The following is a 26,659-nucleotide window of genomic DNA, read 5'->3' as shown; positions in this document are numbered from 1 at the left end:
CAGCCTCCGCGCGCTTGAGCGCCTCCAATATCTGGCTGTCCGTGAATCTTGACTTCTTCATCTGCAGAACTCCCTCTTAACGAGAAAATTCTACTTCTCCCAGCGGTGGATTTCAGGGGGCATTACCATTTGATCAAGCTCAATTTAGGGTTGGTAACCCGAATCCCGGGCTATCTCAGGGATGGCATAGAATCTCATCTATGGCAAAAGCTCATTCCCATTTTCGAGCATCAGGAGAATGCAATGGACAAAGCGGACTTTATTTCGCTCATTTTGGCGAAGTTGCAGGAACATAGAGCGGATATCCGCGAGCAATGGGCGAATCCTGTGGGAACCAATACGCGTCACTTCATCATCGATAACCTGCTGCCTGAGTCGTTGGCGCGGCAGATTTACGACGCGTTTCCGAAAGACGGCAATGGATTTTTCAATCGCGACTCATTCCGCGAGAAGAAGCGCACGTCCGCACACTTGAGCGAGTATGAGCCGGTTCTCGCAAACATCACTTACGCATTCCAAGATCCGGAAACCGTTCAAGCAGTGGCAGATCTCGTGTCATTTTCACAGATCGAGCCTGACCCCACGCTATATGCGGGCGGCCTATCTATGATGTTCGAGGGCGACTTCCTGAATCCTCACCTCGATAATAGTCACGACGCTTCACGTGCGCGCTTTCGTCGCCTGAATTTGCTCTACTATGTGTCGCCCGATTGGAAGCTGGAAAACGGCGGTAACTTCGAGCTGTGGGACGAGGACTGCAAGGTTAATCAGACGCTTGTCTCAAAGTTTAATCGTCTCATCGTGATGGAAACCAACAAGCGTTCGTGGCATTCGGTCAGTCAAGTCCAGGTCGATCTACCCCGATGCTGCGTCTCGAATTACTTCTTCTCGGAGGTTTCGCCAGATCCGGAGGAGCCGGAGTATTTTCACGTGACGTCGTTTACTGGCCGTCCGAACGAGCTGGGCAAGCGTGCGGTCGGCGCTGTCGACAACGCGCTGCGCAATGCCGTTTCGAAGCTGTTCCGTATAGGTCGCAACAAAGATCAGATCAACGATCAGTGAGGTTATGGTTCGGCGCAGGGCTCTGTGTGGTCCCGCCGAACGTTTGTATGCTCAAGGCTCTGGCCTTGATCTCCGGCAATGTCCTGCTACGCCTCCTGCTATAACAACTCCACCAACCGCCGGTCGCTCTTGCGACAGTACTCCGCGCAGGCGGTGCGTGCCGCCGTGGCGGCACCGTGAACGAACAGCGGCGCATCGGCGCGTCGCGACATCGATACCACAATGGACGGCGGCGCCGGTTGCAACGGCAATTCCGCGACCTCACCGCTCGCTATCAGATCGTCGACGAACAGACGCGGAATCGCCGCAACCCCGAAGCCGTCTCTCACCAACTGCACGATCACCGCAATCGACGGCGAACCCGTAATGCGTGTCTCCGAGAGCGGCACGCCATGCACGCCCGCGAGCTTCGCCACAATATCCTCCAACGCGCGGTGCGGCGCCGTGCCGCGCCCGTAGGTCAGAATCGGGTGCTGCAACACCTGCTTGGCCAGTCCGCTGCGCATGTTTGGAAACATGCCCGTGCGCGCAATCCAGTGCACCGGATAGTTGGCGAGCGCGTCGCACACCACGCTGCTGTCGTCACTGCCCTCCACGCGAATGATGAGGTCGAGTTCGTCGGCAATCAGGCGGCGCTGCAATTGCACCGAAACGTCGACCGTCAGCTCGACTTCCAACGTCGGGTAATCGGCCGCAAGTCGTCGTAGATAGTGCGGCAGCCAACTATGCACGACGGTCTCGATCACCCCAAGTCTCAATCGTCCTCGCAAGGTACTTTCGCCTGTCGCCGCCGCTTGCAAACGCCGCGCGGCCTCCACCACCGCCTTGGCGTAACCCAGCAAGTATTCGCCGTTCGGGGTGAGCCGGAATTCGCGGCTGTCGCGGTCGACGAGCGCCGTCTTCAACTCCTCTTCCAACGCTTTGAGTCGTTGCGAGATCGCCGCCGGGGTGGCGTGCAGCGCTGCAGCCGTCGCTCGGAAATTGCGCAGCTTCGCCAACGTGACGAAGGTTTCGAGAAATCGCGTGTTCATGAGACTCGACAGGCCGGGAGCGTGCCCAAAATCGACATCGCATCGATGAAAAAAATTGACACCATACCTCGGGAAAACCCGTGAGGTTGTTAAGAAATTCTATACGGTGACGCGTATAAAAACTCGTTAGCGACAATATTTTTTTCTTTCTATGCTTCAGCCATCCGATGCCGCCGTCGCATCTCCCCCGCATCTCCCCTCAACGCCGGAGCTGTCATGAACCATCCCGCCGCGCTCAACGACCTCGCCTCGCAACGCGACACCATCACGCCCTTTGCATTTCGTCAGGCGGTGCGCAGTGGCCAATTCCGCAAACCGACCGCCGGGTACTGCGGCGACTTCGCGCAAGCCAACCTCGCTATCCTGCCGGTGGCGCATGCGCACGATTTCCTGCGCTTCTGTCAGCGCAACCCGAAGGCCTGCCCGCTGCTGGGCGTGGGCGAGCCGGGTCAATGGCATGTGCCGTCGCTGGGCCGTGACGTGGACATCCGCACCGACGTGCCGGGCTACAACGTCTACCGCGACGGCAAGCTCGCCGCGCAGGTCGATAACCTCGCCGACGATTGGCAAAACGATCTGGTGGTCTTTGCCATCGGCTGCTCGTTCTCGTTCGAAGACATGCTGGCCAAGGCGGGCGTTCCGCTGCGCCATGTGGAAGAGGGCTGCAACGTACCGATGTACCGCACCAACATCGCGAATGAGCGCGCCGGGAAGTTCGGCGGTGAACTGGTCGTGTCCATGCGTCCCATGACGGGCGCCGACGCCATTCGCGCGGTCCAGATCACGAGCCGGTTCCCCAGCGTGCACGGCGCACCGATCCATATCGGCGACCCGGCAGCGTTGGGTATCGAAGACCTCGCCAAACCCGAGTTTGGCGACGCCGTCACGATTCGCGACGGCGAACTGCCTGTGTACTGGGCCTGCGGCGTAACACCGCAGACCGCGCTCATGGAAGCAAAACTGCCGCTCGCGATCGCGCATCGGCCAGGCTACATGCTGATGACGGATATCCCGAACGCGTCGCTGGCCGTTTTCTGATCTCTGATCGCCAATCGCGCAACGTCTGCGTTGCACTGCATCTCGGCAAGATCGACAGCGCGTGCGCATCACCCGAGCATCACTCAGGCAACACGCGGGCATCACGCAGGCAACACGCAGGCAACACGCAGGCAACACGCCGGCATCACGCAGGCAACACCGAAACATCATCGAAGTACCACAGAAGCAAGTACCGCAGAGCAAGCATCGCAGAGCAAGTACCAGTAGTGAATCGTCGTTGAAGCGTTACCGAAGCGTTACTGAAGCGTTACTGAAGCGTCACCGAAACATCAGGCAGGACAGAAGAACCGCGCCACGACGGGAAGCGGCAGGCCGCCATTGCCTGCCGGTGACCCAACACGCCCATCGGAGTGCGCGGCCCGCGGGTACATCACACGGCAAGTCAGGACATTACCGGAGCCTTTTTCTCATGGAAAGCAAAACCCCTCTCGCGCCCCCCGCTGCGACGGCCTCCGTCGCACCCTCCGATACGGGCGGCAGCCTCTTCGGCTGGTATGCCGACACCACGCCGCGCCAGAAACGCGCGTTCTGGAGCTGCAAGGTCGGCTACATGCTCGACGGCATGGACACCCAGATGCTGAGCTTCGTCATCCCGACGCTGGTCGCCACGTGGGGCATCAGCTTCGCAGACGCCGGCTTCATCGGCACGCTCACGCTGCTCGCTTCCGCGCTCGGCGGATGGGTGGCCGGCATTCTGTCCGATCGCATCGGCCGCGTACGCACGCTACAGATCACCGTATTGTGGTTCGCGGTCTTCACCGGTCTGTGCGGCATTGCGCAGAACTATCATCAACTGCTCGCCGCGCGGGCGCTGATGGGCTTCGGCTTCGGCGGCGAATGGACGGCAGGCGCCGTGCTCATTGGGGAAGTCATGCGCGCCCGCGATCGCGGCAAAGCGGTCGGCCTCGTGCAGTCGGGCTGGGCCATCGGCTGGGGACTGACCGCCATTCTGTATTCGGCCCTGTTCTCGCTGCTGCCTGCCGAAATGGCATGGCGCGCGCTGTTCCTGATCGGTCTGCTGCCCGCACTGCTCGTGCTCTTCATCCGTCGCTACGTGCAGGAGCCGGAGGTCTACCAGAAGGAAAAAGCCAAGCAGTCGTCGGACGATACCCCTGGCCTGGCGGCCATCTTCAGCCCGGCGCTGCTCACGACGACGCTGCGCGCCGCGCTGCTGACCACCGGCGCGCAAGGCGGCTACTACGCCATCACGACGTGGTTGCCCACGTTCCTGAAAACGGAGCGCCATCTCACGGTCATGGGCACCGGCGGCTATCTCGCCATGATCATCTTCGGCTCGTGGGTCGGCTATCTGGCCAGCTCCTATCTGACGGACCGGATCGGACGCAAGCCGAACTTCATTCTGTTCGCCGTGGGCTCGATGGTGATCGCGTTCTCGTACACGTCGCTGCCCATGACCGATAGCGCCATGTTCTGGCTCGGCTTCCCGCTCGGCTTCTTCTCGTCGGGCATCTTCAGCGGCATGGGTGCGTTCCTGACCGAACTCTTCCCGACGCGAGTGCGTGGCTCGGGCCAGGGCTTCTGCTACAACGTTGGCCGTGCCGTTGGCGCCCTGTTCCCGTTCCTGATCGGCATGCTCTCGAAACAGTACGGTCTGGGCACAACCATCGGCATCTTCGCCGGTGTGGCCTACGGCGTGCTGATCGTCGCCGCGCTCACGCTTCCCGAGACCCGCGGCCGCGAGCTCGACGCGATCGAGGCGAGCCCCCAGTGACGCGGGCAAGCGTGCACCAATGAACCACCGCGGCAGCCGTCGCTGCCGCGCCCAAGCACTTCCCTTCAACTAACCCGATAGCGAACGTTGCCAGTGTGCGGCCCCCGTCCGGCAACCTCGGACGGGGCCGCCCTCGGGATACGTGCGCCCTTCGCCAACACGCATGTCGACGGTGCCCCCGCGCCGTCACCCCTTCGATTCTCGTTTGACCATTGCTTTGCGAGTGACCCCATGACGAACGCCCTCACACCTCCCGCCCAAAACCGCGCGCCCGCGCATCAGACCGCGTCTCGCTGGCAGTTCTGGATTGACCGTGGCGGCACCTTCACCGATATCGTGGCGCGCCGCCCGGACGGCACGCTCGTCACGCACAAGCTGCTCTCCGAAAACCCCGAACAGTATCGCGACGCCGCCGTCGCAGGCATCCGTCATCTGCTTGACCTTGCTCCCGGCACGCCGATCACACCCGACCGCGTCGAAATGGTGAAGATGGGGACGACCGTTGCGACCAACGCGCTGCTCGAACGCAAGGGCGAGCCGCTCGCACTCGTCACGACGCTGGGCTTTCGCGACGCGCTGCGCATCGCGTACCAGAATCGGCCGCGTCTGTTCGATCTCGACATCGCGTTGCCCGAAGCGCTGTATGCGGAAGTCGTGGAGATCGACGAGCGTGTCGGCGCTCACGGCGAAGTCGTGCGCGAACTGGACCTCGATGCAACGCGCAGCGCGCTCGAAGCGGTCTACGCCAAGGGGATTCGCGCGCTCGCCATCGTCCTGATGCACGGGTATCGCTACCAGGCGCACGAAAAGGCGCTGGCGACGATGGCGCGTGCGTTGGGCTTCACGCAGGTCTCCGTCTCGCACGAAGTCTCGCCGCTCATGAAGCTCGTCTCGCGCGGCGACACGACCGTCGTCGACGCCTATCTGTCGCCGATCCTGCGGCGCTACGTCGAGCAGGTCGCGCAGGAGATGCCGGGCGTCAATCTTCAGTTCATGCAGAGCAGCGGCGGACTCACGCGCGCCGACAACTTCCAGGGCAAGGACGCCATTCTGTCCGGCCCGGCGGGCGGCATCGTCGGCATGGTGCGTGCGTCGAGCGCGGCCGGCTTCGACCGGGTGATCGGCTTCGACATGGGCGGTACATCCACCGACGTCTCGCATTACAACGGCGAGTTCGAGCGCGTATTCGAGACGCAGGTCGCCGGGGTGCGCATGCGTGCGCCGATGATGAGCATTCACACCGTGGCCGCCGGCGGCGGGTCGGTCCTGTCGTTCGACGGCACGCGCCTGCGCGTGGGGCCGGATTCGGCCGGCGCCAATCCGGGGCCAGCGGCCTACCGGCGCGGCGGACCCCTCACGGTCACCGACTGCAACGTCATGCTCGGCAAGATTCAGCCCGCACATTTCCCGAAGGTGTTCGGCCCGAACGCCGATGCCCCGCTCGACCGCGATGTCGTGGTCGCGAAGTTCACCGCGCTGGCCGCCGAGATCGAACAGGCCACGGGGCGACGTCAGACACCGGAAGCCCTCGCCGAAGGCTTCCTCGAAATCGCCATCGGCAGCATGGCCAATGCCATCAAGAAAATCTCGGTGCAGCGCGGCCACGACGTCAGCCGCTATGTGCTGACGACGTTCGGCGGCGCGGGCGGTCAGCACGCCTGCGGCGTCGCCGACGCGCTCGGGATGACGAAGGTCTTCGCGCATCCGCTCGCCGGGGTGCTCTCCGCCTACGGTATGGGACTTGCGGATCAGACGGCGATGCGCGAGCGCATGATCGAAGCGCCGCTGTCGGACGAGGGCCTGGCCGCGCTGAACGACGCGCTCGGCGCACTCGCCGACGAAGCGGTGAACCTCTTGCTCGCTCAGGGCGTGCCGACGTCGCGCATCGAGACGGTGCGTCGCGTTCACGTGCGGTACGCGGGCACCGATTCGGCGATCGCCGTGCCGTTCGGCAGCGTCGCGCAGATGCGTGACGCATTCGAAGCCGCGTATCGCCAACGCTACTCGTTCCTGATGGACGGTGCGGCGCTGATTGTCGAAGTCGCATCGGTCGAAGCCATCGGCCGCTCGGACGCCCCTGTCGACATCGCGCCGCTCCCGACCCGCCTGTCCGGGGCGCCGCAGGCGGTCGATCATGTGAAGCTCTACGCCAGCGGCGCGTGGCACGAAGCGGCGCTGTTTGCCCGCGACACGTTGCTCGCGGGTGACATCATCGACGGACCGGCGATCGTCGCCGAGCAGAGCGGCACAACGGTGGTCGAACCGGGCTGGCAGGCGCAGATGAGTGCGCAGGGCAACCTCGTGCTCGCGCGGGTAGTGCCGCGCGCCATGCAGCGTGCAATGCAGCGCGACGCGGGGGCGCGAGGAACGCAAGCCGACCCGGTGCGCCTCGAGATCTTCAACAATCTCTTCATGTCGATCGCCGAGCAGATGGGGCTGCGTCTTCAGAACACGGCGTACTCGGTCAATATCAAGGAACGTCTGGACTTCTCTTGCGCCTTGTTCGATCGCGAGGGCAATCTCATCGCCAATGCGCCGCACATGCCGGTGCATCTGGGATCGATGGGCGAGAGCATCAAGACCGTGATCGAACGCAATCGCGGCACGATGCGCGAGGGCGACGTCTTCATGCTCAACGATCCCTATCATGGGGGAACACACCTGCCGGACGTGACGGTGATTACGCCGGTGTTTGTCGGTGGTGAGGGCGGTGAGGGAGGCGGTGCGAGCGAGCCGCTCTTCTATGTCGGCTCGCGCGGCCATCACGCGGATATCGGCGGCATCACGCCGGGATCGATGCCGCCGGACTCGACGCACGTCGAAGAAGAGGGCGTGCTCATCGATAACTGGCAACTGGTCGCGGCAGGCGAGTTGCGCGATCGCGAAACCCGCGCGCTGCTGGCCGGTGCACGCTACCCGGCGCGCAACATCGACCAGAACATGGCCGACCTGCGTGCGCAAGTGGCCGCGAACCAGAAGGGCGTCGACGAACTGCGGCGCATGGTGAGTGAGTTCGGACGAGATGTCGTGCTCGCCTACATGGGGCATGTTCAGGACAACGCCGAAGCCGCCGTGCGGCGTGTGATCGGCGCGCTGGCCGACGGGCACTATCGCTATGCACTCGACAACGGCGCGGTGATCGAAGTCGCCGTGCGCGTCGATCACGCGACGCACGGCGCGACCATCGATTTCACGGGCACGTCGGCGCAGTTGCCAAACAACTTCAACGCGCCGCGTGCCGTATGCATGGCCGCCGTGCTGTATGTCTTCCGCACGCTGGTCGACGACGACATTCCGCTCAATGCCGGTTGCCTGAAGCCGCTGACGGTAATCGTGCCGCAGGGCTCGATGCTCAATCCCGTCTATCCGGCGGCCGTGGTGTCCGGCAACGTGGAAACCTCGTCTGCCATCACCAACGCACTCTACGGTGCGCTAGGACGTGTGGCGTCGAGTCAGGGCACGATGAACAACTTCACGTTCGGCAACGAGACGTACCAGTATTACGAGACCATCGCGGGCGGCAGCGGTGCGGGCGAGGGCTTCCACGGGGCCGACGCCGTGCAGACGCACATGACGAACTCGCGTCTGACCGATCCGGAGGTGCTCGAATGGCGCTATCCGGTGCGCCTGGAGAGTCACCGGATTCGCCTCGGCTCGGGCGGCGCGGGACGCTGGCATGGCGGCAACGGTGCCGTGCGGCGCATTCGCTTTCTCACGCCGATGACCGCCTCGATTCTCTCCAACAATCGTGTGCATGCACCGTTCGGGGCACAGGGCGGTGCGGTGGGGGCATTAGGCGTGAACTACGTCGAGCGCGTGGATGGCACCCGCGAGGCGTTGGCGCACATCGGCCGGACACAAATGCAGCCGGGCGACATCTTCGTCGTCGAGACGCCGGGAGGGGGCGGCTTTGGCGTCGCGTGAGCGATTTGTCGTAGATAGGCACGCCTTGCGGATGGGAATTCGCTGAAGCAGGGCGTGATACCGGAAGGGAATGCTGCCTTTGCAAAGGCGTGTGTCGAGCGTCTTCGTACGATGCGTTATGTCTTGAGTGACTGACCGCAACATACGGAGGCGCTTATATGTCTGACCCGTTGCAACACCCCCCCACTTCTCCCCACGCGTCGGCTGCGTCGGCCGAACCGAATACGGGCGCACCTGGCGATCTGCTCGTTCAATACGAACGTGCCTGCGCCGAAATGCAGATGGCCGGGCGAAAATTGCACCGCCAGATGCAGGAATATCAGGCGGTGCTCGATGAAGTGGCGCGTCTCGAAGCGGCCGGCACGCCCGATGCCCGCGAAAAGCTCAAGCGGCTTGAAGCCCTGGTCGAGAGCGAGGCATTTCAACGCGACGAGCGCGAGATCCGGCGCATGAGCGCCGCGCTTGCACACACCATCGAGCGGATGCGAGCCGACGCGCCCGTGCCGCTCCATGACTCCGCAACATCTCCCGCGAAGCGTGCGCCAGTCGTACGCCGCGTGTGCGCCTGAGACGAGGTTCGGCATGATCGATCGAATCTCCGGCGCGTCGCCACACACATACGCCTACGGCATCTCAGCAATCGGTACGACCTCCGCCGCTTCCCAGAACCCGCTGCTCTCGACGATGAGCGTTGCCCAGGAGCGATTGAGCGCCTTGCAATCGATGGCCGATACGTGGCTTGCTTCGGCGCAGACACGTGTGAACGTCGCTCGGGAAGCCGGCGAGTTTGCAACGCTGGCGAGTGCGTTGGCGCAGCGTGCTTCGACTGGCGCGACGCGGGAGGCGCTGCCGCAGGCGTTGCGCGACTTCGCTGCCGAGCACGAGCTTGTGTCGCCGCAGGCCGCCGCCGAGCCGCTCGATGCCGAAAGTCTACAGACCCTCGCGTCGCGGCTTCAGTCGCTGGCGCTGACCGATCGCACGTCGAGCACCAGCGAGCAGATCCAACTCAAGCGCTTCGTGACCAGCTACGACAACACGCTCACGCTCTACAACGCCGTGATCGCGAGGCTTGGCGAAGTCACGAAGAAGATCGTGAACAGCATCTGAGCCTCGGTGCACACGCACTGTCGTGCGTTGTTGACCGTTCGTTTTCCCAGCTTTGATTTCACTCACATCAGGATGTAAACCTCATGACGACTATCCAGCGGTATGTCCCTCCTCGCTTCGTTCCCCCGCAAACCGGTCTTACGCGTGAAGTCAACGTCGGTGGCGTCACGAAGTCGCTCGACTTTCACGGAACGCTCGCGCAATACGCGATGCTGATGATGGAGATGAACAACGGCGAAGCACAGCACATGATTCAGGAGATGCAGCGCCGTCAGAAGGAGGGGCAGGAGGCCCGCGAGGTGTCGAACCAGATCGAATCGCTGATCAACGACATTGGCTCGGACACGTCGAAGAAGAAGTTGGTCGGCGATGGCATTCGCGCCTTCTTCGACAAGCACAGCATCGAGATCACTGTGTATGACGACGGTACGAAGAAGACGATGATGCAATGGGAGGGGCGCACCAAGCGAGTCGGTGAGACCGGTTATACAACCCCCACGGGCGGCAATGCGCAATACTCGGCGGCAGACCTGCGCTCGCTCAAAGCTGCTGCGGAAGGATTCACCGAACAGGCGTCCGACAGCCGTACCGTCGACCAGATCAAGATCAACAAGAAACTTCAGGAGTACAACGGCGCGTCCACGCTGGTGAATACGATCTACAGCTCACAGGGCTCGCAACTCAATCAGATCAACGGGTCGATGCGAACGTGAGCACGCCAACGCCCCCGGAAGCCGCGCCGTCGGCGTTGGACGCAGACGAAGCGCAAGCCGTTCTTTCGCGATTCTTCGAAAGCGGCGGCGCGTTGCGAATGCTGGCCGATCTCGATGAGGACGATCTGGCGCGCGTGCGCGCGCATGCCGCGCAGCGCTTCGCGCAAGGCCAGATCGCTGCCGCGCAACGCGTGTACTTCGTCCTTGCCACGCTCGATCAATGGTCGTTCGACGATTGGTACGGGCTCGGGCTTTGTTACCAGCGACTCGGGCAGCATGAGCAGGCACTGCCGTGCTTCGCGAAGGCCGGCGTGATTCGCGTCGCGGACCCGCGTTTGCCGTACCTCGCCGGGATGAGCTACGAGCATACGGGCAATCGGGAATTCGCTCGCAAGTCGTATGACGCCACGCTGCGCGTGTGCGGCCAACTGCCTCAGCACGAAGCATTGGCGCGCTCGGCTCGCGCGCGACGCGACGCGTTGAATGTCTCTTCGGAACCTCAAACAACATGACAGTCATCCAATTCCCGCGCGCCGGGTATGTGCCGGCCTGGACCGGTAGCGTCGCCGATGTACCCGCTGCCGCAGACGAAGCGGTCGAACCGGCCGATGCCGCGCGCAAACGACGCGAGCAAACCGACTGGCTTCGCACCGAGGACTTCGCGCCGGACACGACGACCGGCGCCGATTGGCGCGACGCCGACGGCGCGTTCGCGCGCCTGCTGAATCGCCTCTTCGCCGCAGGCACCGGGCTGGCGCAAAATGCCTTGCGCTCGTCCAATTCGCAAGGTGCTACGGACCTGTCGGCACTCGAGAACGTCGATCCGTCCACGCTCGCGATGATGGCGTCGATGCTCGCGATGGACGCGTTGGGCGACACGGCAAAGTCCACGCAGCGCGCGCTTGAGTTGTTGGGCGTGCGGCAGGAGAAGTTGCGTCAGGAGGACATCCAGAAGTTTCGCGAGCAAATGGACGCGAAGACGAAGGACGCGAACGAAGCACGCAAGGGCGGCATCTTTGGCGTGGTGTTCGACTGGCTCATCGCGGCGGTCGACGTGGTCGTCGGCGCGGTCAAGGTGGTGACGGGCGTGCTCACGATGAACCCGCTCATGATCGCGGGCGGCGTGGCGGATGTCGGCTCGGGCATTGCCGGACTCGGGGCGGCGTTTCACAAGACGATGGCGCTGGTCGACCCGAAGAACGCCGATTACCACGAGAAGGAAGCCGCGAAATGGGGGCACGCCCAGTTGGCATTTCAAATGCTCGGCATGGTCATCGGCTTCGGCACTTCGATCAAGGGCTTCCTCGCCAAGCGGGCGACGACCAAAGCGGCGAGTCGCGTGTTCAAGTCGGGCGCGGGTGAGGCGCTGGAGCAAGCGGTCAAGTCGGGCGACAAGGCCGCCGTCGGGGCGATCAAGACACGTGTGGTCTCCGAGATCGGCTTCGTGGTCGGCAACGAGGTCGGCAAGCGCGTGGGCCGTTCGCTGCTGCAAAGCGGCACGCAAGGCGCGCGCAGGCTCGCGAAGGCCGGCTTCAATCGCATGGCGGAGCAATTCACGCAGCAGATGGTCGAGCAGATGGCCTCGCGCGCCTTCGACAAAGTGGTGAAGAATGCCGCGAAGCAGGTGGCCAAGGGCAAGAGCGTGACCGCCAAGGGCCTGACAAAATCGTTCACGTCGGGCATGAACACGCAAGGGTACTTTGCGCTGGCCCGCGGGTCGTGGTCGCTCTCGACCGCCGTGCGCGGGGTGTTCGCCGGCGCAAACGCGCTCGGACAGGGCGTTGTCGGCGTGCAGCGCTCGAAGCTTCAACTCGAAGCGCGCGACCTCGCCGTCGACATGATGTGGTTGCAGATGCTCATGCAGATGAACGGGGACGACAAGAAACGGACCGCGAAATCCATGGAGACGCTTATCGGTCAGCAGAACGACATTGCAGTATCGGCGGGCGAGCAAGTGCAGAAAACCGGCGAGATGCGTATTCGAATGGCGGCTTCGCTCGCCAGGGCGTGAGCCGACAGTGACTTCCCAGGCGCGCTATTTCCTGCGTCGACGATTTACGGAGTGATGACATGACTATTGCATTGAATTCGACGTTCCCGATTCAGCGTCAGACGGACAGTGCTGCATCCGACGTGCAGCGACGTGCCGTATCTGGCGCCGAGGGTTCGGCCGCGGTGCCGCGCATTCGCGAGAAGGCCGACGGGCTTCAGTCCGCACAAACGCTTATCGCTTTGTTTCTCGCCATGCGAATTGCCGAGCGCAATACCGACCAGGCGTTTCGCACCCGTCACGACGCGAACGTCTTCGAACGCGGTCTGACGGCGCGCAGCGAGAAATACCACGCCAACCAGTCGCACTACAACGCCGGACTGCATTCCGCCATTGGCGGTATCGTCTCGGGCACCTTCTCGCTGATCGGGGGCGTTGGGTCCGGGGCCGCAGGCTTTGGCGGTGAGCTGGGCGCGCTGAGAACGGTCGGCACCGCTGTCGGCGAAACGACGAAGGGGTTCAGTCAGTTCGTGAAGTCGCCGTTCGATGTCGTGTCGAACAACGAATCGCTCGCCGGACGCGACAACGATGTGCTTGGCGAATTCGAAATGTCGCTGACCGAAGAGGCGCGTCGTACCAACGATCGGCTGCGTCAACGAATCGACGCGACGAGCGCCGATATCCGCGACGTGTCGCGCTCGATGTACGGCATGATCGGGCAGCAGGTCACGAAGATGTACGACACCATCCGATAAGCCCATGACAGTCTGCGAGCGCGCCGTTGCGGCATTTTTCCGGACTCACCGTTTTACGGCGCGCGTCGAAGTCTGCGAGCGCACGCACATCACGCTGGGACAGCGCGCCGAGAACGGTGAACTGTCCCTCTGCCATCGTCTCGATAAAGTCGCGGCCGGTTTCGTCCTGACGATTACCGATTTACGGCTCGACGCGGAGGCGAAGGGAAGCGAGCACGTCGTGCGTCGCTTCTGCCAGTTGGTTCGCACACTGTTGCGCACGGTGCCCCACGTCAGCTACGTGCGCGGGATGATTCTGCCCGGTGTGAGCGACACGCGCCTTCGCAATATTCGCTTGCGTCTTGGTGCGGTGCTCGAGCGCGAGGGCGCATTCTGGCGCGACGAGGACGGCGACCGATGGCTCGTCTTCTGTCGCGAACACGACCGGCTCACGTCTCGCCACGTGCCCCACCACCGCACCTCCGAGTGCTGACCTCACACGAGGTCGGTGCGTCCGCGCCGTCCTTCGACGACGCAGGTACGCCCGGAGAGCGCAAGCGCCATCTGGACGACGCATCAGGCAGGTGCCCGCCCGCGTGACCTCGGAAGCGCGCGACGCACTGCCTCCGTGGCGAATGGCTGGCGGGGTGTCGGTTTCGGGAGGGCGGCGAGCGGGTGCGGTCATGGCGCTTGCCGCTCTGAGGGGGTAAAACCGGTCAAAGCGGGTCGAAGCGGGTCAAAGCCGGTCGAAGCGCGCGCAGAGCGGGGCGCTACGGTGCAAGCAGGGCGATCCCGAACCGCTTGCATCGCGGCGGGTATATCGTATGCTAGCGACTCCGTTGGCGTCACCCCGATCCTCGCGAACATGTCACGCTCCGTAATCGCGCTTGCGCCGTGCGCTCGCCTCTCTACCACGCCGCGCACTGCGCGGTGTCGCACGACGTCGGTCGTTGCGCGAACTCATGCGTAAGGCGCGGGCGAAGCCATGACTGCCGCAGCATCGAAGCCCTGGTTCCTCTACTTGCTGGAGTGCGCAGGCGGACGCATCTACACTGGCATCGCCATCGACGTGGACGCGCGTTACGCGGCCCACGTCGCGGGCAAGGGTGCGCGTTTCACGCGTGCTTATCCGCCGTCACGAATTCTGCTGTCGCTCGCGTTTGCCGACCGCTCGGCGGCCTCACGCGCCGAATACCGGGTCAAGCAACTGAGCGCCTTGCAGAAGCGTGCGCTGATTGCGGGCAGGTTCGCGTGCGATTTCGGGGACGGCTGCGTCCCCGTAAGCCTCAAGGCACCAGCCGTGCCTGACGAATGATCCGGCGCACATCGCGCTGAAGTGCGCCAAATTGGCCGCGCGACGGAATGGGGGATACCACGAGCGCCCAACTGTCGCCCGGCACGGTCTTCTCCACCACGGTGTAGTAGGTCGACTGTGTGCGGAAGAAGTCGGCAATGCCGTCGTGACTGATGCGGTAGCTACGCTCGCCCGCGCCCGGGAGCATGAACACCCCGAGCGTGTAGTACACGTTGCGATCGGCGTTGACCGGGCCGGACCGCTTGTCGAGCAGCAGCGTTCGCAGTGTGTTTTCCGTGAGCAGACTCGGTCGACGAATGTCGAACACGCGCCAAACCTTGAGCAGCGCTCCGGTCGACATTTGCCACCCGGCGAACGGTGCAAGCAAACGCCAACTCTCCGGCAACTTGGCATCGGTGACGCCGAGCGGTGCGAAGATGTATTTCTCGCAGAAGTCCTTGTAGTCCTCGCCGGAGACCGCTTCGATCACCATGCCGAGCAACAGGTAGGACACGTTGGAGTAGACGAAATCGGACTTGCCGCTCGAATGCCCGGCTTCGCCCGCGTCGAGATAGTTGAAGAAGTCCGCGCTGCCGCCGACCCGCCGAATGGCGAGTCCGCTGAACAGGCCGTTGACCGGATCGTTGAAGCCATTCGTGGGGAGCCCCGCGCGATGCGCGAGCAGGCGTCGTACGGTCAACTCGCGCAGTGACGGATCGAGCGGCTTGCCGTGCTGTTTCGAGTAAGCGTCGAGCAGATCGCCCAGCTTGGCGTCGAGCGAGAGTTTGCCCTGTTGCACCAGCAGCGCGATGCCGATGGCCGTGACCGACTTCGACAGACTGGCCACGGGCAGCAACCGCCGGACGTCGTCGCCCGGCGTGGCGGCTTCGAGCCCCACACCGGCATCCGATTCGGTGCGCAGCCAGACGTGCGACAGGTTGTAGCGTTCCTTGAGCTGCGCCACGCCCTGCGTGAGCGTCGACTGACCGATCGGTGCGGCCGGCCGGATCGCCGTGGGCGTATCGGACGACGGCAGCGCGACGACGGTGTCGGTCGTGCTCGCGGCAATGGCCGACGACGCAGTTTGGGTTTGCGCGAGCGCATGGCCCGCCATCATCAACGTGGCCGCGCCGAGCAGGACAACCTGGGCTGCGCGGCGCACAGACGCACCGGCTCGCCCCATGGCACGCACGATGGCACGTGAATCGCCTCGTAATGCCAACGACGTGGTCAGACATGCCCCTGCCGGACGGCCGTGCCGTTCGACGTTCATTCTCAATTCCCCCCGCGCACGATGCTTCGAACCGCGAATCGACTCTCTTTGGAGTCAGAAAGGTTCGGTGTGCGCACATACCGCATTGCGGCGATACTCGAATCCGAAGTTTAGAAAAACTTCGTGCAAGCACCCATTAAAAACCCGGTATTTTACATTAAGTTGCTGATATCGCGCGCAGATTCCCATGGTGGGACGCAATCGCGCCGGGGCTGGCCCGCGCGGCGGGGATGGCGGGCGAGCCGTCATCGATGCTGCGCCGCAGAAATTCTCTCGCGTGGTGAGCGATCGGCCGGGATGGCCCGCCGGACGGGGCGCACCCGGCCCGACGGCGGGTTCGCCCGCCGTCATCCACAAGACCTGTCACGCATCGCGGTGTAATCTATCGCCCTGACAGGCTCTGACCCGCCCATAGGGAGGGAGCGGCGTCCCACAGGGGGCGTCGTGCCGGCTGAAGGATCGACCGATACATGACTGAACCCTCTCGCGCGGGCCCGAGCCGGCCCGCCGATGCGACTTCCTCCGTGGCGCTTCCGATGGTCACCGCTGCGGCATCCGCCACGGGCGGGGCCGGCGGCGACCCCCCCGAGCCGCCGCCCGGCGAGGCCGCCTGGCTTGCCTTGCCCGCCGCCTTGCGATGGCTGCGGCGCGTTCCGTGGAGCACGGCGCGCCCCTGGCTGATTGCGGCCGGTGTCGTCCTGCTCGGCCTTTTCGTCTTCGATGCGCTGCATCACATGCTGCGCCATGTGCATTACGACGACATCGTCGCCGAAATCCACGACACGCCAGTGACGCGCCTCGTGCTTGCCATGCTGGCAACGCTGGCGAGTTACGCGGCGCTCGCGGGGTACGACATCTCCGGGTTGCGCTTCGCCGGGGCGACGGTCAAGCGCTCGACCGTTGTGCTCACGTCGTTTATTGCCTACGCGTTGGGCAACTCCGTCGGTCTTGGGGTGCTCACCGGAGGTACTGTGCGCATGCGGATGTATGCAGCCGCAGGCGTAGACGCGTCGAAGGTCGCTCAGGCCGTGGCCTTCAACGCGGGGGCGTTCGGTCTCGGCATGACGGTGTTTGGCTCGCTCGGCATGTTGTGGGGGGCATCACGCGTCTCGGCGCTGGTGCCGATCCCGGCGTGGTTGTTGCAGGCGCTCGCCTTGCTGCTGCTCGCGGGCGTTGCGGCGTTTCTGGTGCTGTGCGCCCGCAAGCGCACGGTCTCGCTCTTCAATCGCTGGCCGATCCCGCTGCCGCCGCTACGACTCGCATTGCGCCAGTTGCTGATCTCGGCGGCGGATCTCGGCATGGCGGCGGCGGCGTTGTGGTGTCTGCTGCCAGCGGGGGTGGTGGATCTGCCGACCTTCGTCGTCTTCTATGCCATTGCCATGGCGCTTGGCGTGCTCAGCCACGTGCCTGGCGGCGTGGGGGTGTTCGAGGCGGTGATTCTGCTCGCGACGAACGGGCACGCGCCTATCAGTCAGGTAGCGGGCGCGCTGGTGCTCTATCGGGGGATCTACTACCTGCTGCCGTTGATGCTCGCCGCATGCCTGCTCGCCGGATTCGAGTTGCGGCAAGGCCCGGCGGCATCGATCGGGCGTGCGGCGGTGCGTCTCTTCCCGGGTCTGCTGGCTGCGCTGACGCTGGTTGCCGGGGTGATGCTGCTGATCTCCGGCGTGACACCCGCTACGCGCGACGCGGAAGATTTCCTGCGCCATCATGTCCCGCTGTTCCTGGTCGAGGTGTCGCATCTGCTCGGCAGCGTGGCAGGTCTTTCGATGCTGTTCCTCGCGCGCGGTCTGCTGCATCGCCTCGATGCCGCGTGGTGGTGCTCGTTCGGGTTGACGATCATCGCCGCCGTGCTCGCGATTCCGAAGGGCATCGCGCTATCGGAGTGTTTCGTCCTGGCCGTGCTCGCCACGCTGCTGCTCGTCTCGCGCAAACAGTTCGACCGGCGTTCGTCGCTGTTCACGCAGACATTCGAGCCGGGGTGGATCATTGCGGTGCTCTCGGTGCTGGGGGCGTGTACGTGGCTGATGTTCATGTCGTATCGGCGTGTGGGTTACGCCAACCGGCTCTGGTGGCAGTTCACGTTCGATGGCGACGCGCCGCGTTCCATGCGCGCATTGATGGTCGTGGCCGTGATCGGATTGGGGTTATCGCTGTGGCAACTGCTGCGTCAGTCCGCTGGCGTGACGGTGCCCGCAAGCGAGGAGGAACTCGCGCGTGCGCGGGCGATCATCCGCAAGCAACCGGCCGCCGACGCCTGCCTGGCGCTCATGGGCGACAAGAGCTTCCTGTTCTCGCCGTCGGGCAACGCGTTCATCATGTACGCGAAGCATCGCCGTTCATGGGTGTCGCTCTCGGACCCGGTCGGCGATCAGAAGGAGTGGCCCGAACTGATCTGGCGCTTCATCGAGCTGGCCGACGCGCATGGCGGACGCGCCGCCTTCTACAAGACGCGTCCGCAGGCGTTGCCGCTGTACATCGATGCCGGACTGCGCGCCTTCAAACTCGGTGAGGAGGCGTTCGTATCGTTGCCGGAATTCGGTTTGCAAGGGGCGCGTCGCGCCAATCTGCGCCATGGAATGACACGCGGCGAGCGCGAAGGGCTGACGCTGGAGATCGTGCCGCCCGAGGACGTCGCGCCGCACCTCGCAGACATGCGACGCGTGTCAGACGCCTGGCTCTCGCGGCAGCACACGCGCGAGAAGGGCTTCTCGCTCGGCGCGTTCACCGACGCTTACGTCGCGCGTCAGCCGGTGGCGCTCGTGCGTCGCGAGGGCCGTCTCGTCGCGTTTGCCACGTTGATGTGTCCCGACGTTCAGCGCATCGAAGCGAGCATCGACCTGATGCGGCAGGTGCCCGATGCGCCGCCCGGCACGATGGACTTCCTGTTCGCGAAGCTGATGCTGCATTTCAAGGCGCAGGGCTATCAACGCTTCGGCCTCGGCATGGCGCCGATGTCGGGCATGCAGACGCATCAGCTCGCGTCGCGATGGCATCGCTTCGGTCGCCTGATGTTCGCGCATGGTGCGCGCTTCTATAACTTCCGCGGACTGCGCAGCTTCAAGGAAAAATTCGATCCGCAGTGGGAGGCGCGTTATCTGATGACGGCGGGCGGCATCGCGCCGATGCTCACGCTGGCCGACGTGGCGGCGCTTGTGGGGGGCGGCTGGAAAGGAATGATGACGAAATGACAGGGCAGACGATGGCGATGCGCGGCAGGACAGACCAAGAGCACGCGAGATCGCGCGGGCGAGCGAGCGGTAGTGGCACGCCACCCTGGGTGCGGCGCATCGCGGTGAGCGCCGCGACGTGGGCGGCGACATGGGCAGTGACGATGGCGCCGGTCGCGGCGTTGGCCCAGGCGCCCACGCAAGGGCAAGGGCAAGGGCAAGGGCAAGCACCGGGCAGTCGGGCGGACGTGCTCAAGTCGTTCTCCAACGCCGGGCCGGCCGCGCTGCCGCCGGCGGTGGCGTCCAGCGTGCCCGCACCGGTCATGCCGGTGGCCGGCGCTGTGGGGGCGTCGCCGGGCGCCGGGCGCGCCGCCCCGGAGATCCTGACGCACGGCCGCTTCGAGGATGTGCCCATCTTCCGCCCGCAAGGCGAGCCGAACGCGACCGTGCTCTTCTTCTCGGACGACGACGGCTGGACGCCGCGCGCCGAACGCATGGCGCGCGCCCTTGCGGACACGGGGGCACTTGTGGCCGGCATCGATACCGCGCGGTTGAGGGCGAATTACGCGAAAGACGACATCGCGTGCATCTACGCGGCGGGCGATCTCGACAACTTCGGCCGATGGGTGGAGGCGGCCGTCAAGCTGCCCGGCTACACGCCGCCGATACTCGTTGGCGATGGGGTGGGCGGCACGTTCGCCTACGCGATGCTCGCGCAGGCGGGAAGCGAGACGTTCTCGGGTGCGCTGTCGGTCGACTTCTGCCCGGTGTTGCCGATGTCCGTGCCCCTGTGTCAGGGCGAGGGCGTGCACTTCGCACGCGGCATCACCCATACGGCCGGTGGCGCGCCGATGCGCTTGCTGCCCGCGCCCGTCATGAGCGCGCCGTGGCTGGTGATGGGGGGCCCGGTGGGCGCTCACGCCGCGCGGGCGCCGCGCTGCGCGGATTATGTGGCGCAGGAATTCGCCGCGCGCACGCCGAACTCGAATTGGCTCGTGGGAGGGCTCGCGGGCAGTCTGGGCGCCATGGACACGGCCGACGGGACGCCTGCGACCGGCGCCGCGTCCACCCCTGTGCTGGCCGATTGGCTGACGCAGTACAAGAACGCGTTTCGCCGTCTGAACGCCCATCATGCGGCGGGAACGGCCCGGCCGCCTGCCGCAGTGGCCGACCTGCCGATCGTCGAGGTGCCGGCCACGGGCAAGCCCGCCGCGGACATGACGGACACGTTTGCCATTCTGCTGTCGGGCGACGGCGGCTGGGCCGGACTCGACCGGGAGGTGGCGGGTGCGCTCTCCGCGCACGGCATTCCCGTGGTGGGCGTCGATTCGCTGCGCTATTTCTGGTCGGCGCGCACGCCGGCGTCCGGTGCACTCGACATCGACCGCCTCATGCGCTTCTACCAGACCCGCTGGAACAAGAAGCGCGTGATCCTGATCGGCTATTCGCAAGGGGCCGATGTGTTGCCGTTCATGGTCAATCGTCTCTCGCCCGCGGCGCGCGAGCGTGTCGGGCTGCTCGTGCTGATGGGGCTCGGGCAGAAGGCCGATTTCGAATTTCGCATGACCAACTGGGTGATGTCGAGCCAGAACGGTCTGCCGATTCGCCCGGAGGTGGAGCGTCTGCCGGACGGGATGGCAATGTGCATCTACGGGGCCGACGAGGACGATAGCAACTGTCCGGGGCTCGATCCCAAGCGTGTCCAGGTCGTCAAGATGCCCGGCGGACATCATTTCGACGGGAACTACACCGCACTGGCCGATGCGATTCTCCAGGGGGTTGCCAAGCGTTGATGGGGTGACGGCGCGATGGCGGGCGGCGCTATCTCGGCGTCTCGCCTTGCCTTCCGTGCGCACGCTCCGTACACTGCCGCCAGTTTTCCATCGACCCACGTTCCGCACGTTCTGCACGATACGGCACGACACACAGGAGAAGATCGACATGGCAGAGGGTTATTTCCCGAAGTGGCGGCAACAGGACACGGCTTCCGGCCGCGTGATCGCCCCCGATGAGCGTCTGGCCTGGCCGCAGACGCTCGCGATGGGCGTGCAGCACGTGGTGGCCATGTTCGGCTCGACCGTGCTCGCACCGCTACTCATGGGTTTCGATCCGAACCTCGCGATCCTCATGTCGGGCATCGGCACGCTGCTCTTTTTCGTGCTCGTCGGCGGACGCGTACCCAGCTATCTCGGCTCCAGCTTCGCCTTCATCGGCCTTGTGATCTCGGTGACGGGCTATGCGGGCAGCGGACCGAATCTGAATATTCCGGTGGCGCTCGGCGGGATCATTGCCTGCGGCGTGGTGTACGCCATTATCGGCTTGATCGTGATGGCCGTCGGCACCCGCTGGATCGAGGCGCTCATGCCGCCGGTCGTGACGGGAGCGGTGGTCGCCGTCATCGGCCTGAACCTCGCCCCCGTTGCCGTGAAGGGTGTCTCGGGCACGAGCTTCGATACGTGGATGGCCTTGGCGACGGTGCTGTGCGTCGGCCTCGTGGCGGTGTTGGCGCGCGGCATGGTGCAGCGTCTGCTGATTCTCGTGGGCCTGCTGCTCGCCTATCTTCTGTACGCCGTGTTGACCAACGGCATGGGCCTTGGCAAGCCGATCGACTTCGCCCTCGTGGCCCACGCCGCGTGGTTCGGCCTGCCGCACTTCGCCGCCCCGGTGTTCAAACCCGAAGCGATGGTGCTGCTTGCCCCCATCGCCATCATTCTGGTGGCGGAGAATCTTGGGCACATCAAGGCGGTGAGCGCCATGACCGGACAAAACCTCGATCGCTACATGGGCCGCGCGTTCCTCGGCGACGGGCTGGCGACCATCGTGTCGGGCAGTGTGGGGGGCACGGGCGTGACGACGTATGCCGAGAACATCGGCGTGATGGCCGTCACGAAGATCTACTCCACGCTCGTGTTCGCGGTGGCGGCGGTGATCGCGCTGGTGTTGGGCTTTTCGCCGAAGTTCGGCGCCGTCATCCAGACGATTCCCGGACCGGTGCTGGGTGGCGTGTCGATCGTGGTGTTCGGTCTGATCACGGTGGCCGGCGCGCGCATCTGGGTGCAAAACAAGGTCGATTTCTCGGACAACCGCAACCTGATCGTGGCCGCCGTCACGCTGGTGCTCGGTGCGGGCGACTTCACGCTGAAGTTCGGCAATTTCTCGCTCGGCGGCATTGGCTGCGCCACGTTTGGCGCGATCATTCTCTACGCGCTGCTGCGCGGACGCGAGGCATCGACACCGGCGGCGATGTAAATTCGTTGCGCCGCGCAGGCGTGGCCCCCGTCCGCCACGGCGCTCAGGTCGTGCTGGGTCGATCGGGTGCGGCAGGCGTTGTCTGCAGCCGTTCGAGCAGGTGTCGGGCGTGAACGGGGAGGGCGTCACGCTCGCGCACGCACAACACCAGCATGCGCAGCGCCCATGGGTCCGAGAGGGGCACGACGCCAACGCCCAGCGAGTCGGCCGCCCGCCGGGCGGCGCTCAGGGGCACGATCCCCAGCGCGGCGCCCGCTGCCACCGCGCGGCACAGGCTGTCGAAGTCTCGCAGACGCAGACGGTAGCGCAATGGCCGTCCGGCCCGCCGCGCGTGCCCGTCGAGATGCTCGGCCAGCGCGCTTGGCCCGGTCAGGCCGATGAACTCGGAATTCAGTACGTCGATGAAGGCCGCTTCATGCCGCGCGGCCAATGCGTGGCCCGGCGGCGTGACGACGACCAGCCGGTCTTGCCGGAACGGGACCGTCTCGAGTCCCGTCAATTCGATCCAGTCCGAAACCACGCCAATGTCGGCCGCGCCTTCAAGGACCGCTTGCACGACGGCCGAACTCGTCTGCTCACGCAGCGAAATTTCGACGCCCGGATGCTCGGCGAGGTACGCCCCGAGCAGATCCGGCAGGAACTCGGACATCGCCACCGTGTTGGACGCAATGCGCACATTGCCCTTGAGCCCGGCCGCGTATTCGCCGAGTTCGCCGCGCATCTGTTCGATCTGGCCGAGCACGCGCTGCGCATGCGCGAGCAGGGCGCGTCCGGCGGGTGTCGGAATCACGCCCTGGGGGTGGCGCATGAAGAGCGCAACCCCCAGCGTCTCTTCCAGGCCGCGTATTCGCGCGCTCGCAGAGGCCAACGTCAGGTGGGCGCGCTCGGCACCCCCGGTGATGCTGCCGGCTTCGGCCACCAACAGGCACAGACGCAGATCGGTCAGGTCGAATCGCACGGGGCAGGCCGCAGGGGCTTCGAGGACAATGGCGTCAGTGTAGCGGCTCGGCCGCAGGCGCGGTGGCGCGCAGTGGAAAGTCCGAATATCGACACTCACGGGGGAATGAATTGCGATGCAGACTGACTTGGGAAAGGGCGCATGTTAAACTACCCACTTTCAAGACACGGCCGTACCCGCGACGGCCTCGCCCGCCAAGCCGCTTGATTTCATTCGTCGGCGGGTCGTCTTGCCGGCGTCTTTCGGTGCATCGCCCCTACGCGCGCGATGCCTGTCGCACGCCCGACGCGGGCATTCCACCAGAAAAAACAACATCGAAACGCGCGGGGACACACATCGTGGCGTCCGCGCATTGGTCTTTATATGTCTTTTGAAACGCTCGGCCTGTCGGCCGACATCCTGCGTGCCGTTGCCGACCTCGGCTATACGGACCCGACTCCGATTCAACTCAAAGCGATCCCGGCTGTCCTGCAAGGCGGCGATCTGCTCGCCGGCGCCCAGACCGGGACCGGCAAGACGGCAGGCTTCACGCTGCCCATCTTGCAGATGCTCTCCTCGCGCCCGCGAGCAGCGACGGCGAATGGCAAGCGCACGGTGCGAGCACTCGTGCTGGCGCCCACGCGTGAGCTGGCCGCTCAGGTCGAGGAAAGCGTCACGCAATACGGCAAGTACCTGCGCCTCACGTCCATGACCGTGTTCGGTGGGGTGTCGATGGTGCCGCAGGTCAAGCAATTGGCGCGCGGCGTCGACATTCTCGTCGCCACACCCGGGCGTCTGCTCGATCACATACAGCAGAAGACGATCGACCTGTCCGGCGTCGAGATTCTCGTGCTCGACGAAGCCGACCGCATGCTCGACATGGGCTTCATCCGCGATATCCGCCGCGTGCTGGCGGTGCTGCCCGCGAAACGTCAGAACCTGCTGTTCTCGGCCACGTTCTCCGACGAAATCAAGCAACTGGCCGACGGCTTGCTCAAGTCGCCCGCGCTCATCGAAGTGGCGCGCCGCAACACGACAGCCGAGACGGTTGCGCAGAAGATTCACCCGGTCGATCGCGACCGCAAGCGCGAACTGCTCGAACACCTCGTGCGCGAGCACAACTGGTTCCAGGTGCTCGTGTTCACGCGTACCAAACATGGCGCCAACCGTCTGGCCGAGCAGTTGACGAAGGGGGGCATTCCGGCGCTCGCCATCCACGGCAACAAGAGTCAGGGCGCCCGTACGCGTGCGCTCGCCGAATTCAAGAGTGGCACGTTGCAGGTGCTCGTCGCGACCGACATCGCGGCGCGCGGCATCGATATCGACCAACTGCCGCATGTGGTCAATTTCGATCTGCCGGAAGTGGCGGAAGACTATGTGCACCGTATCGGCCGCACGGGGCGCGCAGGCGCGAACGGCGAGGCCGTCTCGCTCGTGTGCGTGGACGAGCACCAACTGCTCACGCAGATCGAACGTCTGATCAAGCGCACCATCGAGCGCGAAGTGATTCCTGGCTTCGACCCGGATCCGCACGCCGTGGCGCAACCGATCCGCAAGAATCAGCAAGGCCGCGGTGCCGGTGGACGTGGCGGACGCAGCGACGACGAAGCGCGCCAGCCGGCACGCGCGCCGCGCGAAGCCCGTGAGCCGCGCGACGGTGGACGTGGCGCGCGTCAGGGCAGTGAGCCGAAGGCGCGTCGTGAAGGCGAGCGGGGAGGGCGCAAGGGCGGCAGCGGTGGGAACGGTGGGAATGGCGGGAATGGCGGGAATGGCGGGAATGTCGGCAACGGCATCAACGTCGCGAACGTGGGTCAAGGGGCGCAGCAACGCAGCCCGGCTCAGCCGTCCAAGCGTCAGGGCGATGCGCAACGCGCGCCAGCACGCGTTGCGCAGGGCGCCGGTGCACCGCGCCAGGGCCGCGATAGCCGCGATGGCCAAAGCGGCCAGCGCGTGCAAGGCGATGGCGCAGCGCGGGGCGACTTCGCTCAGCGCGGTTCGCGCCCGGCGCGTCGCGACGGCGCTGGCGGGGCTTTGTTGATGGGCAAGCCGAAGCGAGCCTGAGCGCTCGTTCAAGGTATCGAGCACGTGCGCGCAGCCCAGCATTGCGAGGGCGCTGCGCCGCGCGCGAGTGTGTGCAACGCGCAACGCGTTCGTACATCGGCGTCGTAGGCATTTGCCTTTCTGACGCGCATCACCTACAACATCGATATACCGTTCGCGGCGGGGCGTGAATCCGCATCGCGGCGCTCGGCCGTGGTCGCTTTCCCCGCACGCCCATCGGGCGTAATCCTACGTACCGACCTGACCGACCTGACCGACCTGACCGACGTGAGCGACACCGGCAGCGATGCATCGCACACGACGTGCGACGCGCCGCTGCGGCTTGGTCACGGGCGTGCGTGACCGGTGGCAGTGAATGTTTTGGTGGGAGTCCGTTATGTCTTTGCGTGTCAACGGTATCGTCATTGACGCACGCTGCGTTGCCGACGAGATCGATCAGCATCGAGACGCGGCCGATCCGGAAGCGGCCGCTCAACATGCGCTCGTGCGCCGCGAGTTGCTGCGCCAACGCGCGCGCGATTTGCGGCTGTTTGCCGAAGCCGATGTGTCCAATGCGAGCGACGACGCCATTGTCGACGCGCTTTTCAGGCGCGACGTGGAGGTGCGTTGCCCGACCGAAGCCGAATGCCGCGCCTACTTCCACGAACACGCGGGACAGTTTCGCGTCGGCGACAGGGTGCAGGCGAGCCATATCCTGTTTGCAATGTCGGCCGGTGTGCCGCTGTCCACGACGTTGGCGCGGGCGCAATCGGCGCTCGATGCCGTGCTCGCCGAGCCGGCTTCGTTCGAGTCGGTTGCGCAGACGATGTCGGATTGTCCGTCGGGCCGCGCCGGGGGCAGCCTTGGCATGCTCGCACGTGGCAGTGGCGCGCCGGAGTTCGAGTTGGTGCTGTTCTCGGGCGACCGGCTGGGCGTGTTGCCGAGGCTCGTCAACACACGCTACGGGTTTCACGTCGTGCGTATCGAGCGGCGGGTGAAGGGGCGGATGCCGCCCTTCGAGCGCGTGGCCGAGCGCATCGCTGCGCAATTGTATGAACAAGCGCGTGTGCGTGCGCTGCGTCACTATGTGGCGCTGCTCGCCGGGGCCGCCGAGATTCGCGGCGCCAATGACAATGAGGCACCGCTGCGCTTGCAGTAACAGGCAGTGCGCCCGCCCAGTGCCGGTTGGACGACGTAGCGTAAGGGGATGTGCGCCGCGATGAGCTGATTTCGTAAATCGAGACGATCGAGTTTTACCGCCGAGGGGGGGGTTGTTTGGTGGTCAGAAAACAGACCCTGGTTGTTTTTCGGGGGGCCCGCGCGCGCGCAGCCAACCCCAGCCCC

General features: G+C 64.9%; 21 protein-coding genes. 18 read left to right on the top strand and 3 right to left on the bottom strand.

Going from position 1 to position 26,659, the window contains the following annotated elements:
* Positions 1-243: 243 nt before the first annotated feature.
* Complete coding sequence (locus ACE3UG_RS19720; RefSeq protein WP_374627062.1) at positions 244-1,062, top strand: 2OG-Fe(II) oxygenase; 819 nt, start codon at positions 244-246, stop codon at positions 1,060-1,062.
* A gap of 98 nt (positions 1,063-1,160) precedes the next feature.
* On the opposite strand, the gene ACE3UG_RS19715 is transcribed toward ACE3UG_RS19720, so the two are convergent.
* The gene (locus ACE3UG_RS19715) at positions 1,161-2,093 is read right to left on the bottom strand and encodes a LysR family transcriptional regulator (RefSeq protein ID WP_374627060.1); all 933 of its coding nucleotides are present in this window, start codon (positions 2,091-2,093) and stop codon (positions 1,161-1,163) included.
* 216 nt (positions 2,094-2,309) lie between these two features.
* On the opposite strand from ACE3UG_RS19715, the gene ACE3UG_RS19710 reads away from it, so the two are divergent.
* The 11 genes from ACE3UG_RS19710 to ACE3UG_RS19660 all read left to right on the top strand — a co-directional run bounded on the left by ACE3UG_RS19710 (position 2,310) and on the right by ACE3UG_RS19660 (position 14,667).
* Complete coding sequence (locus ACE3UG_RS19710) at positions 2,310-3,131, top strand: putative hydro-lyase (protein ID WP_374627058.1); 822 nt, start codon at positions 2,310-2,312, stop codon at positions 3,129-3,131.
* 430 nt (positions 3,132-3,561) lie between these two features.
* Positions 3,562-4,884 (top strand): MFS transporter, encoded by a 1,323-nt coding sequence (locus ACE3UG_RS19705; RefSeq protein WP_374627055.1) that lies wholly within the window; start codon positions 3,562-3,564, stop codon positions 4,882-4,884.
* A 231-nt stretch (positions 4,885-5,115) separates the two neighbouring features.
* The gene (locus ACE3UG_RS19700) at positions 5,116-8,808 is read left to right on the top strand and encodes a hydantoinase B/oxoprolinase family protein (RefSeq protein WP_374627053.1); all 3,693 of its coding nucleotides are present in this window, start codon (positions 5,116-5,118) and stop codon (positions 8,806-8,808) included.
* Positions 8,809-8,966: 158 nt separating this feature from the next.
* Positions 8,967-9,377 (top strand): hypothetical protein, encoded by a 411-nt coding sequence (locus tag ACE3UG_RS19695; protein WP_374627051.1) that lies wholly within the window; start codon positions 8,967-8,969, stop codon positions 9,375-9,377.
* 13 nt (positions 9,378-9,390) lie between these two features.
* Positions 9,391-9,915 (top strand): hypothetical protein, encoded by a 525-nt coding sequence (locus ACE3UG_RS19690; RefSeq protein WP_374627049.1) that lies wholly within the window; start codon positions 9,391-9,393, stop codon positions 9,913-9,915.
* Between the two features lie 83 nt (positions 9,916-9,998).
* Positions 9,999-10,628, top strand: a complete 630-nt coding sequence (locus tag ACE3UG_RS19685) for a hypothetical protein (RefSeq protein WP_374627047.1) — start codon at positions 9,999-10,001, stop codon at positions 10,626-10,628.
* Positions 10,625-11,140 (top strand): tetratricopeptide repeat protein, encoded by a 516-nt coding sequence (locus ACE3UG_RS19680; RefSeq protein ID WP_374627045.1) that lies wholly within the window; start codon positions 10,625-10,627, stop codon positions 11,138-11,140. Before ACE3UG_RS19685 ends, ACE3UG_RS19680 begins: the two co-directional genes overlap by 4 nt.
* Entirely contained in the window at positions 11,137-12,639 is a 1,503-nt protein-coding gene (sctE, locus tag ACE3UG_RS19675; protein WP_374627043.1) for a type III secretion system translocon subunit SctE, read from the top strand. Before ACE3UG_RS19680 ends, sctE begins: the two co-directional genes overlap by 4 nt.
* Before the next feature lie 59 nt (positions 12,640-12,698).
* Complete coding sequence (locus ACE3UG_RS19670) at positions 12,699-13,373, top strand: hypothetical protein (RefSeq protein WP_374627041.1); 675 nt, start codon at positions 12,699-12,701, stop codon at positions 13,371-13,373.
* A 4-nt stretch (positions 13,374-13,377) separates the two neighbouring features.
* A complete protein-coding gene (locus ACE3UG_RS19665) occupies positions 13,378-13,845 on the top strand; it encodes a hypothetical protein (protein WP_374627039.1) in 468 nt (155 codons plus the stop codon).
* Positions 13,846-14,337: 492 nt separating this feature from the next.
* Entirely contained in the window at positions 14,338-14,667 is a 330-nt protein-coding gene (locus ACE3UG_RS19660; protein WP_374627037.1) for a GIY-YIG nuclease family protein, read from the top strand.
* On the opposite strand, the gene ACE3UG_RS19655 is transcribed toward ACE3UG_RS19660, so the two are convergent.
* The gene (locus ACE3UG_RS19655; protein ID WP_374627035.1) at positions 14,639-15,919 is read right to left on the bottom strand and encodes a serine hydrolase domain-containing protein; all 1,281 of its coding nucleotides are present in this window, start codon (positions 15,917-15,919) and stop codon (positions 14,639-14,641) included. The genes ACE3UG_RS19660 and ACE3UG_RS19655 overlap by 29 nt on opposite strands.
* 470 nt (positions 15,920-16,389) lie before the next feature.
* Here ACE3UG_RS19655 and mprF point away from each other — a divergent pair, with 470 nt between their 5' ends.
* The 3 genes from mprF (at position 16,390) to ACE3UG_RS19640 (ending at position 22,338) form a co-directional block, all read left to right on the top strand.
* The gene (gene mprF / locus ACE3UG_RS19650) at positions 16,390-19,110 is read left to right on the top strand and encodes a bifunctional lysylphosphatidylglycerol flippase/synthetase MprF (RefSeq protein ID WP_374627033.1); all 2,721 of its coding nucleotides are present in this window, start codon (positions 16,390-16,392) and stop codon (positions 19,108-19,110) included.
* A gap of 104 nt (positions 19,111-19,214) precedes the next feature.
* Entirely contained in the window at positions 19,215-20,882 is a 1,668-nt protein-coding gene (locus tag ACE3UG_RS19645) for a virulence factor family protein (RefSeq protein ID WP_374627031.1), read from the top strand.
* A 148-nt stretch (positions 20,883-21,030) separates the two neighbouring features.
* Positions 21,031-22,338, top strand: a complete 1,308-nt coding sequence (locus tag ACE3UG_RS19640; RefSeq protein ID WP_374627029.1) for a solute carrier family 23 protein — start codon at positions 21,031-21,033, stop codon at positions 22,336-22,338.
* A gap of 43 nt (positions 22,339-22,381) precedes the next feature.
* Here ACE3UG_RS19640 and ACE3UG_RS19635 read toward each other — a convergent pair whose 3' ends face one another.
* Entirely contained in the window at positions 22,382-23,296 is a 915-nt protein-coding gene (locus ACE3UG_RS19635) for a LysR substrate-binding domain-containing protein (RefSeq protein WP_374627027.1), read from the bottom strand.
* A 363-nt stretch (positions 23,297-23,659) separates the two neighbouring features.
* Here ACE3UG_RS19635 and ACE3UG_RS19630 point away from each other — a divergent pair, with 363 nt between their 5' ends.
* The 3 genes from ACE3UG_RS19630 (at position 23,660) to ACE3UG_RS19620 (ending at position 26,474) form a co-directional block, all read left to right on the top strand.
* Complete coding sequence (locus ACE3UG_RS19630) at positions 23,660-25,336, top strand: DEAD/DEAH box helicase (protein ID WP_374627025.1); 1,677 nt, start codon at positions 23,660-23,662, stop codon at positions 25,334-25,336.
* A gap of 192 nt (positions 25,337-25,528) precedes the next feature.
* On the top strand, positions 25,529-25,678 hold the full coding sequence (locus ACE3UG_RS19625) for a hypothetical protein (protein ID WP_374627023.1): 150 nt from the start codon (positions 25,529-25,531) through the stop codon (positions 25,676-25,678).
* 34 nt (positions 25,679-25,712) lie between these two features.
* Complete coding sequence (locus tag ACE3UG_RS19620; protein ID WP_374627021.1) at positions 25,713-26,474, top strand: peptidylprolyl isomerase; 762 nt, start codon at positions 25,713-25,715, stop codon at positions 26,472-26,474.
* The last annotated feature ends 185 nt before the right edge of the window (positions 26,475-26,659 follow it).

It is taken from the genome of Pandoraea sp. (assembly GCF_041919235.1).
In the GTDB taxonomy this organism is placed as follows: domain Bacteria; phylum Pseudomonadota; class Gammaproteobacteria; order Burkholderiales; family Burkholderiaceae; genus Pandoraea.
The sequence above is the reverse complement of the archived record's forward strand: the minus strand, read 5'-3'. Positions and strand labels throughout refer to the sequence as shown.

Coding starts and splice junctions, on each gene's coding strand:
- ACE3UG_RS19620 (WP_374627021.1), top strand. CDS start 25,713: ATGTCTTTGCGTGTCAACGGTATCGTCATTGACGCACGCTGCGTTGCC.
- ACE3UG_RS19715 (WP_374627060.1), bottom strand. CDS start 2,093: ATGAACACGCGATTTCTCGAAACCTTCGTCACGTTGGCGAAGCTGCGC.
- ACE3UG_RS19720 (WP_374627062.1), top strand. CDS start 244: ATGGACAAAGCGGACTTTATTTCGCTCATTTTGGCGAAGTTGCAGGAA.
- ACE3UG_RS19685 (WP_374627047.1), top strand. CDS start 9,999: ATGACGACTATCCAGCGGTATGTCCCTCCTCGCTTCGTTCCCCCGCAA.
- sctE (WP_374627043.1), top strand. CDS start 11,137: ATGACAGTCATCCAATTCCCGCGCGCCGGGTATGTGCCGGCCTGGACC.
- ACE3UG_RS19700 (WP_374627053.1), top strand. CDS start 5,116: ATGACGAACGCCCTCACACCTCCCGCCCAAAACCGCGCGCCCGCGCAT.
- ACE3UG_RS19640 (WP_374627029.1), top strand. CDS start 21,031: ATGGCAGAGGGTTATTTCCCGAAGTGGCGGCAACAGGACACGGCTTCC.
- mprF (WP_374627033.1), top strand. CDS start 16,390: ATGACTGAACCCTCTCGCGCGGGCCCGAGCCGGCCCGCCGATGCGACT.
- ACE3UG_RS19710 (WP_374627058.1), top strand. CDS start 2,310: ATGAACCATCCCGCCGCGCTCAACGACCTCGCCTCGCAACGCGACACC.
- ACE3UG_RS19690 (WP_374627049.1), top strand. CDS start 9,391: ATGATCGATCGAATCTCCGGCGCGTCGCCACACACATACGCCTACGGC.
- ACE3UG_RS19630 (WP_374627025.1), top strand. CDS start 23,660: ATGTCTTTTGAAACGCTCGGCCTGTCGGCCGACATCCTGCGTGCCGTT.
- ACE3UG_RS19670 (WP_374627041.1), top strand. CDS start 12,699: ATGACTATTGCATTGAATTCGACGTTCCCGATTCAGCGTCAGACGGAC.
- ACE3UG_RS19655 (WP_374627035.1), bottom strand. CDS start 15,919: ATGAACGTCGAACGGCACGGCCGTCCGGCAGGGGCATGTCTGACCACG.
- ACE3UG_RS19705 (WP_374627055.1), top strand. CDS start 3,562: ATGGAAAGCAAAACCCCTCTCGCGCCCCCCGCTGCGACGGCCTCCGTC.
- ACE3UG_RS19695 (WP_374627051.1), top strand. CDS start 8,967: ATGTCTGACCCGTTGCAACACCCCCCCACTTCTCCCCACGCGTCGGCT.
- ACE3UG_RS19660 (WP_374627037.1), top strand. CDS start 14,338: ATGACTGCCGCAGCATCGAAGCCCTGGTTCCTCTACTTGCTGGAGTGC.
- ACE3UG_RS19665 (WP_374627039.1), top strand. CDS start 13,378: ATGACAGTCTGCGAGCGCGCCGTTGCGGCATTTTTCCGGACTCACCGT.